The organism is Pseudomonas sp., assembly GCF_050739995.1.
Lineage (GTDB): Bacteria > Pseudomonadota > Gammaproteobacteria > Pseudomonadales > Pseudomonadaceae > Aquipseudomonas.
In genome coordinates, this window is the sequence record NZ_JBOICG010000145.1 from 1 (window position 1) to 5,854 (window position 5,854).

Here is a 5,854-nt window from a genome sequence, read left to right on the forward strand (position 1 = left end):
CTTTCTTCCCTGGCGCCAAGATCGGCGTGCTCGGCCTCAACGGCTCGGGTAAATCCACGCTGCTGAAAATCATGGCTGGCGTCGACACCGAGTTCGAAGGCGAAGCCCGCCCGATGCCGGAACTGAACATCGGCTACCTGCCACAAGAACCGCAACTGGACCCAGCCAAGACCGTGCGTGAAGTGGTCGAAGAGGCCGTCAGCGTGATCAAGGACGCCCAGGCCCGCCTGGACGAGGTCTACGCCGCCTACGCCGAGCCGGATGCCGACTTCGACAAGCTCGCCGCCGAACAGGCCAAGCTGGAAGCCATCCTGCAGGCCGGCGACGGCCACAACCTGGAGCGCCAACTGGAAGTCGCCGCCGATGCACTGCGCCTGCCGGCGTGGGACGCCAAGGTCGAGCACCTGTCCGGTGGTGAGAAGCGCCGCGTGGCCCTGTGCCGCCTGCTGCTGTCGGCCCCTGACATGTTGCTGCTCGACGAGCCAACCAACCACTTGGACGCCGATTCCGTCGCCTGGCTGGAGCACTTCCTGCACGACTTCCCGGGCACGGTGGTTGCGATCACGCACGACCGGTACTTCCTGGACAACGTGGCCGGCTGGATTCTCGAACTCGACCGCGGCGCCGGTATTCCTTACGAGGGCAACTACTCCGGTTGGCTCGAAGCCAAGTCCGACCGTCTGGCCGCCGAATCCAAGCAGCAATCGGCCCACGAAAAAGCCATGAAGGAAGAACTGGAGTGGGTGCGCAAAGGCGCCAAGGCCCGCCAGTCCAAATCCAAGGCTCGTCTGCAACGCTTTGAAGAAATGCAGTCGCAGGAATTCCAGAAGCGCAGCGAAACCAACGAGATCTACATCCCCGCTGGCCCGCGCCTGGGTGACAAGGTCATCGAATTCAAGAACGTTACCAAAGGCTATGGCGACCGCGTGTTGATCGACAACCTGTCGTTCTCCATGCCAAAAGGCGCGATCGTCGGCGTTATCGGTGGTAACGGTGCGGGTAAATCCACGCTGTTCCGCATGTTGATGGGCAAGGAAACTCCGGACTCCGGCAGCATCGAGATCGGCGAAACCGTGCAGTTGGCCTGTGTGGATCAGAGCCGTGACGACCTCGACGGCAGCAAGACCGTGTTCCAGCAGATTTCCGACGGTTCCGACCAGATCCGCATCGGCAACTATGAAATCCCGTCGCGCACTTACGTGGGCCGCTTCAACTTCAAGGGCGGCGACCAGCAGAAGTTCGTCAAGGACCTGTCCGGTGGTGAGCGCGGTCGCTTGCACTTGGCCCTGACCCTGAAAGAGGGCGGCAACGTGTTGCTGCTCGACGAACCGTCCAACGACCTCGACGTTGAAACCCTGCGCTCCCTGGAAGAAGCCCTGCTGGACTTCCCGGGCGCCGCCATTGTGATCTCTCACGATCGGTGGTTCCTTGACCGCGTCGCGACTCACATCCTGGCGTACGAAGACGACTCGCAAGCGGTGTTCTTCGAAGGTAACTACACCGAGTACGAAGCGGACCGTAAAAAGCGTTTGGGCGAAGCAGCTGCCCAGCCGCACCGTGTACGGCACAAAAAACTGGCCTGATCCGGCTGGTTTGAACAAAGCGGAGCCTTCGGGCTCCGTTTTTTTTGCGTTTTTTCAGGGCGACCGAGGTGGATTCATTCGCGAGCAAGCCCGCTCCCACATTCGACCGCATTCCAAAGTTGGAACCCGATCAAATGTGGGAGCTGGCTTGCCTGCGATAGCGGTTTACCTATTGGTGCATAGCTCGGATTGAAATCCCTGTTTGGGTGCAGAAAAGGTGAATTATTTATATCAAATGCACCATTTAAATTCACAAATGCGACATTTTGCGCTTTTCAGGTGCGACATGAATTGTTAAGGTCCGGCTCAATCTCCTTTAAAAACAATCAATTTGCCGAGACTTTTCATGATCGAATCCGTCGAATCCTTCCTCGCTCGCCTCAAGAAACGCGACCCCGACCAGCCAGAATTCCATCAGGCCGTAGAAGAAGTCCTACGCAGCCTGTGGCCGTTTCTCGAAGCCAATCCCCATTACCTGACCTCGGGCATCCTGGAGCGCATCTGCGAGCCAGAGCGTGCGATTACCTTCCGGGTGTCGTGGGTGGATGATCACGGCAAGGTCCAGGTCAATCGCGGTTTCCGTATCCAGATGAACAGCGCCATCGGCCCGTACAAGGGCGGCCTGCGTTTCCATCCGTCGGTGAACCTGGGCGTACTGAAGTTCCTCGCCTTCGAGCAGACCTTCAAGAACTCCCTGACCTCGCTGCCCATGGGCGGCGGCAAAGGTGGCTCGGACTTCGACCCCAAGGGCAAGAGCGACGCCGAAGTCATGCGCTTCTGTCAGGCGTTCATGAGCGAGTTGTACCGTCACATCGGCGCAGACGTGGACGTACCAGCAGGCGATATCGGCGTGGGGGCCCGGGAAATCGGCTTCCTGTTCGGCCAATACAAGCGCCTGAGCAACCAGTTCACCTCGGTGTTGACCGGCAAGGGCATGACCTACGGCGGCAGCCTGATCCGCCCGGAAGCCACCGGTTTTGGTTGCGTGTACTTCGCCGAAGAGATGCTCAAGCGCAAGGGGCAGCAGGTTGAAGGCAAGCGCGTGGCAATCTCGGGTTCAGGTAACGTCGCGCAGTACGCCGCACGCAAGGTGATGGACCTGGGCGGCAAGGTGATTTCCCTGTCCGACTCCGAAGGCACCCTGTACGCCGAAAGTGGTTTGACCGAAGGACAATGGTCTGCTCTGCTGGAGCTGAAGAACGTGCAGCGCGGTCGCATCAGCGAGCTGGCCGAGCGTTTCGGCCTGGAGTTCCGTAAAGGCAAAACCCCCTGGGAGCTGGCTTGCGACATCGCCCTGCCATGCGCGACCCAGAACGAACTCGACGCCGAGGCCGCCCGGACCCTGCTGCGCAACGGCTGCATCTGTGTGGCTGAAGGCGCCAACATGCCGACCACCCTTGAAGCTGTGGATATCTTTATCGAGGCCGGCATTCTGTTCGCGCCGGGGAAGGCGTCCAACGCGGGTGGTGTCGCTGTGAGTGGCCTGGAAATGTCGCAGAACGCCATGCGCCTGCTGTGGACGGCCGGTGAGGTGGACAGCAAGCTGCACAACATCATGCAGTCGATCCATCACGCCTGTGTGCATTACGGCGAAGAAAACGGCCGGATCAATTACGTGAAGGGCGCGAACATCGCGGGCTTCGTCAAAGTCGCCGACGCGATGCTCGCCCAAGGCATCGTCTAAGCCTCGGGCTCGATGCGCAGCACTTCGATCAACTGATCGCCGACGGGGCGCTTCCACAGCACCTCGTCACCCACTTGGGCGCCCAGCAACGCGCGGCCCAGGGGCGAGCCCCAGTTGATGAGGTTGGCCTGGGCATCCGCCTGGTCTTCCCCCACCAGTTGAATACGCTGCTGCTCGTCTTGCTCATTGGCGAAAGTCACCCAACTGCCGATCTGCACCTTGTCGGTGGACAGAGCGGGCGCCACGACTTGAGCGCTCTGGACGCGCTGGTTGAAATAGCGCAAATCCCGCTCAAGGTCGGCCTGGCGCTGTTTATCGGCCTGTTCGCCTTTGGCTGATTCGAGGCTGTGCTCGTGCTGCAACTGCGCAACCTTGGCTTGCAACTGCGCCAGACCCTGGGCGGTGAGACGGTTGGGTTGCCCGCTGACCTGACGCTCTACCGGCTGATCGGCCTGGGCAGCGGCGCTGTCTTCATTCACAAAAGCTCGGCTCATGACGTTCTCCCTCTATAACGCTTGGGCCATGTTCGCTGCACTTTAGTTTCGACGGATGTCTGAGAGCGACCTATTGCGACCGATAGGCCCTGGCGGCGTCGCGATCTTTCTCCTGCTGCCAGGCACGCTCACGGTCATCCCAGTGATTGTCCTTGTAGTCGCGCAGTTCTTCGTTCTCACGCATGGCCTTGCACTGACGAAAACCGTCTTCCCAGCCTTCGGCATATTCACGGTCTTTCAGATAGCGCGGTACATTTTTGCGAAACTCTCCAGTAATCACCCCTGCAGCCTGGCGACCGCTGCTGCAACCGTCATCAAAGCCATCGGCAAACGCCGGTGGATAACCTTTGGCCAGCAACTCCTGATGGGTCGACTGGCAACCCGACAGCCACACTACCGCACACAGCATTACCGCATACCGCCACATTGCTTGCTCCCTGGCCGTTTCACGGCTGATAGGGGAAGTCTAGAAGGGGATTTGTTGGGGCGGTGTGAAAGGGAGGTGAGAGAGTTGTTGGGCTCTGAAGTGGCGCTGAATAGAGGCGGACCTAATGTGGGAGGTGGCAAGCCTCTTCCCACATTTTGATCTTTGTCAGGTTTGAGTCAGTAGTGATACCACTTCACTTCGAGCATCACTTCATTCATCGGCGTCGATAAGTGGCTGTACTCGCGTTGAGCACTCAAGCGCAGCCCCAGGTTACGCGACAATTCCCACTGCTGGTTCAGGCTGATACTGCGCCGCACTTCGCCATTGGTGAAGAAGTCCCCCTTGGCTTCCAGGCTCAGGTTGCCCAGCGGATTTTTCCACAACACGCCTGTATTGAACCCGGCAGCCGGGGATATGGCTTCGCTGAAGTCGTTGTTGTGTTCCACGCGCACGGTGCCGAGGGCAAAGCCGAGCATGTCGTCGGTCAGTTGCCAGGTGCCGCCGGCACCACCGTTGACGTGGGCGACCAGGGTTTGGTCGTCGTGTTTGCCCGGCACGCGTTCCAGGCCACCGGTGACTTGCCAGGACCAGGGTTGCAGCAAGGCGTTGCGTGGGGTCAGGGAGCGGATGGTGGCCAGGTCCAGTTGCTGCAATTGCCAGTGATTGCCTTCGTACTGGCGCAGTTTCATTTGCAGGATTTCGATCTGTGCGCCGAGGGGGAAGCCTTCGGCGTTGTCGTTGAGGTCGTGGTAGGCCATGCGCAGGCCGTACTCGCCGAAGGTCTTGCTGCCGCGTGTGCCAATGCCGGCTTGCCAGGTGCGTGACTCGTGGCCGTTCTCGGGCAGGCCGGGGCGTTCGATCTTGAGGTCGGGCGCGGGGTTCTGGTTGATGGCGCGCAGCAGTTCGAAGCTGCGTTGGGAGCGTTCGCTATCGCGCTCCAGGCCATTGGCGCGGTAGCGACCGAGCCGGTAGGCGGCGTCGATGATTAGCGCCTGACGTTCGCGGGGCAGGCTTTTGAAGGCCGGTTCCTGCAATTGCTTCTGGTCATCGCTGATCTTCAGCACCCACTGCTGTTCATCGCTATCCAGTGGCTTGGCGCGTTCCAGCAATTCGCGCTCGCGGGATGGGCGGTAGTCGATCTTCTCTACCAGACCGGCATCTTTTACCGCCTTGACTGTGTCGGTGGGAATGGCTGTCAACGGGAATTGTTCGGTGAGGCGCAAGCCGGGGCGAGCCACTTGCAGCAGTTCCAACAGGCGGTACGAGCAGTTTTCGTCGAAGAAGAAGTAGTCGAACTGGATCTGCTTGAGTTCCCACACATGCTCGACCATGCGTTCGGTCTCGACCTGGGTCAGGTTCAGCCTGTATTCCCACAGGTCGCGGTTCTCAAGGCTGCGGTATTCCGAGAGTTTTTCCTGATAGGGCACCAGGGCGAACAGGCCGGGATAGCCGCCCATCAGGCCCTTCCAGGCATAGAGAATGCTGTTGTCCGAACCTTCGATATAGGCGCCGAAGTTGATCGCGTAGCTGAGCAGGGCGGTGTTGTCGCTCTGGACGTCGGCCTGATCGATGCGCAGCAGGGTGTGGCCGAACATCGACGACGGACTGTTGAGGTAGGCCGCCGGGAAGATCATCACCGCGCTGTGGGGCGCGACGTCCTTGAACC

At 60.0% G+C, this 5,854-nt stretch carries 5 protein-coding genes; 2 read left to right on the plus strand and 3 right to left on the minus strand.

The annotated features are described in order from the left end of the window. Both ettA and gdhA read left to right on the plus strand, forming a co-directional pair. On the plus strand, positions 1-1,583 hold a 1,583-nt coding region (gene ettA, locus ACRESD_RS05105; RefSeq protein WP_431749926.1), incomplete at its 5' end, for an energy-dependent translational throttle protein EttA. Between the two features lie 346 nt (positions 1,584-1,929). Then, on the plus strand, positions 1,930-3,267 hold the full coding sequence (gdhA, locus tag ACRESD_RS05110; protein ID WP_431749927.1) for an NADP-specific glutamate dehydrogenase: 1,338 nt from the start codon (positions 1,930-1,932) through the stop codon (positions 3,265-3,267). Here gdhA and ACRESD_RS05115 read toward each other — a convergent pair. The 3 genes from ACRESD_RS05115 to ACRESD_RS05125 form a co-directional block, all read right to left on the minus strand. Next, the gene (locus ACRESD_RS05115; protein ID WP_431749928.1) at positions 3,264-3,761 is read right to left on the minus strand and encodes a GreA/GreB family elongation factor; all 498 of its coding nucleotides are present in this window, start codon (positions 3,759-3,761) and stop codon (positions 3,264-3,266) included. The genes gdhA and ACRESD_RS05115 overlap by 4 nt on opposite strands. A gap of 70 nt (positions 3,762-3,831) precedes the next feature. Beyond that, positions 3,832-4,188, minus strand: coding sequence for a hypothetical protein (locus tag ACRESD_RS05120; RefSeq protein WP_431749929.1), 357 nt, complete (start codon positions 4,186-4,188; stop codon positions 3,832-3,834). 176 nt (positions 4,189-4,364) lie between these two features. Continuing rightward, on the minus strand, positions 4,365-5,854 hold a 1,490-nt coding region (locus ACRESD_RS05125; RefSeq protein ID WP_431749930.1), incomplete at its 5' end, for a DUF4105 domain-containing protein.

Coding starts and splice junctions, on each gene's coding strand:
- gdhA (WP_431749927.1), top strand. CDS start 1,930: ATGATCGAATCCGTCGAATCCTTCCTCGCTCGCCTCAAGAAACGCGAC.
- ACRESD_RS05115 (WP_431749928.1), bottom strand. CDS start 3,761: ATGAGCCGAGCTTTTGTGAATGAAGACAGCGCCGCTGCCCAGGCCGAT.
- ACRESD_RS05120 (WP_431749929.1), bottom strand. CDS start 4,188: ATGTGGCGGTATGCGGTAATGCTGTGTGCGGTAGTGTGGCTGTCGGGT.